2 protein-coding genes are annotated in these 1,981 nt (G+C 66.8%); one reads left to right on the top strand and one right to left on the bottom strand.

What is annotated here, in order from left to right:
- On the bottom strand, window positions 1-531 hold a 531-nt coding region (locus ACWEVO_RS35740; RefSeq protein WP_452311819.1), incomplete at its 3' end, for a globin domain-containing protein.
- Window positions 532-1,439: 908 nt separating this feature from the next.
- On the opposite strand from ACWEVO_RS35740, the gene ACWEVO_RS35735 reads away from it, so the two are divergent.
- Window positions 1,440-1,760 carry an STAS domain-containing protein gene (locus tag ACWEVO_RS35735; protein ID WP_452311818.1) on the top strand — a complete coding sequence of 107 codons (321 nt, stop codon included), beginning with the start codon at window positions 1,440-1,442 and terminating at the stop codon, window positions 1,758-1,760.
- The last annotated feature ends 221 nt before the right edge of the window (window positions 1,761-1,981 follow it).

Below are 1,981 nucleotides of genomic sequence, written 5' to 3'. Positions count from 1 at the left end.
GGCCACCCCGATGGATTGGCCGGGCGTGAACCTCAACAGGTAATTGGGCCGCACCGTCAGCACCGCCACGTCGAACGTCCGCTGCTCGTGGCTGACGATCTCCGCCTCCCACCACGGGGGGTCGACCGCCTCAGCCTTCTCCGCAGCCTCGATCATGACCTGCGCGATCAGCGCGTAGGCGTCGGCCCAGTCCTTGGCGAGGTCGTCGGTCCACGCATCCCGCAGGAAGTGCCGCAGCGTCGCGAGCAGCGCCTCCCCGACCGCCGGGTAATGCTCGGCGCGCACCGCGTACTTGCGGTGGTCCGCGCCGAGCTGCTGGAGGAACTCGACGAGCCGGTCGAGCTGGTCGACGTGGGAGACGATGTGCCCCAACGCGGACACCAGCTTGTCCCGCTGGCCGGCCATGTTCGTCGGGAACATCTGCCGGGTCTCGGGATATGCCAGGAACAGGGTGGAGTAGAAGTAGATCGGTACCTGCTCGCCGTGCGCGGCAACCAGGGACCAGCTTTCCTTGAGCCGTGCCGCTTCCATGCTCAGACGATCTCCGGCTTGGCTGAGGTCACCACTTGGTCCCGCGCCGCGCCACCGCTTCGCTCGTAGTGGGACAAGCGGTTCTCTTCGGTAACCGTCACGGTCATTCCTCCAAGTGCAAGGGTTCGCGCGCTTCGACGCGGAGGGGGCAGGCCTATCGGTGCGATGGCGGCAATCCACGCCCCATCGGCACCTATCAGGCCGTGTCGGAACATAGCGGGTCGCCCCCGGTCTCGCTCACCCCGGTGGGAGCAGGTCTGGGCCGGCTGCTCGGGAACGTGTCCTTATCGGGGATTCGCCTCCAGCGCCCGTCGGCGGCTGAACTGGGTACCGGCACCCGCGGCCACGCCCCGCTGGCCACCGCCCGAGCTGCCCGTCGGTCGGCCGCACGGACTGCTTGGTACGCCTTACGTCAAGCTGGTCGACGCCCGGCGATCGGAGGTCAGCGACGGCCGACGCGGCAGATGGACCGAGTGTGCGAACCACGGCGGGGACCGCTCCCACCGCGAGCGGTCGATGATCACCCATCAGGGCTCCTCTGCAGTCTGATGATGCCGGGGCCGTGCCGATGCTGGACACCTCTCGTGCAGACATCGGCGTGGAGGTCTGCCGTGCAACAAAGCCGACCGCGGCGGGGTCGGCGTCAACGGCCCCGAGCTTGGCTTGACCGCCGAACGAAGCAACCGCGCCAGGGCGGGAGGGGTGACCAGGCCGGCGCGGGGCGCCGGGTCGACCGTCGGCGATGTTGTCGTACCCGCTGTGCGGCGGCTTGAGCTGAATAGCCATTTGAATAGCGGTTGTGCTGTTTCGATCTGCAACACCGCGCGCAGCATGGAGCCGCTGGCGGTTATGGTTCTGGGAAAGGGTGGACGGGCGGAGGCACCTGGACGTGGAAGAACACGGGACTCATGGGTAACTTCACCATCAGCACGTCCCTTGCCGCCGACGGCAGCACGCTGCTCCACGTCGGCGGGGAAATTGACATGGCCACGTCCGCCGAACTGCTCGCCGCAGTTGTGAACGAGGTCACACGACGACGCCCACCCAAACTGGTGGTGGACATGCTGCGGGTGACCTTCATCGACTCCAACGGCTTGGGGACGCTTCTTGCCGCCCACCGAACCGCCCAGCAGTTCGGCACTGCATTAGTCGTACGCGAACTCAGCGATTTCCTACAACGGCAGTTGCGCGTGGCCGGCGTCTACGACACCCTCACCCGGGGCCACTAGCCGGCACCCATCGCGGATTGACGAACAATGGATGACGATTCGTCACCAGCGCGGCAGCAGGCGATCAGAGTCATCACCATTGACTACGCAACCGCGAGACGCGATGGACCCCCGCATCGCCCATCGTTGACGTTGATCGGTCAGGTGTTGACGCTCTTTCGGTCAGCGGCGGCCGGTCTCGGCCGACTGCCTGTTGGAGCGCCGCGGAACGGCCTTCGAGC

It is taken from the genome of Micromonospora sp. NPDC003776, assembly GCF_053605645.1.
Note: the sequence above shows the minus strand (reverse complement) of the source record. Positions and strands in the feature narration are given on the sequence as shown.